Consider the following 237-nt stretch of genomic DNA (forward strand, 5'->3'; position numbering starts at 1 on the left):
CGTCCCTACGGGTCAAATGAAAAACGCCGCGCCCTCCCTCGTGAATGCGCGGCGTCCTTCGTTGGAATGTCTGGTTCGGGCTGGCTTCAGTTCAGGACGACGACCTTTGCGCCGACCTTCACCCGCTCGTACAGATCGGTCACATCTTCGTTGGTCATCCGGATGCAGCCCGAGGAGACGGCTTGACCGATCGTGTCCGGCTCATTCGAGCCGTGGATGCGGTATTCGGTGTTCCCG

General features: G+C 60.8%; 1 protein-coding gene. It reads right to left on the reverse strand.

The genetic code is table 11. The features are described from left to right. Positions 1-86: 86 nt before the first annotated feature. Positions 87-218: a L,D-transpeptidase gene (locus tag CVH10_RS24320; protein WP_369336026.1), complete on the reverse strand. Its 132-nt coding sequence runs from the start codon at positions 216-218 to the stop codon at positions 87-89. Positions 219-237 lie beyond the last annotated feature (19 nt).

Origin of the sequence: Halomonas sp. ND22Bw (assembly GCF_003011945.1) — a bacterium.
GTDB lineage: Bacteria > Pseudomonadota > Gammaproteobacteria > Pseudomonadales > Halomonadaceae > Halomonas > Halomonas halophila.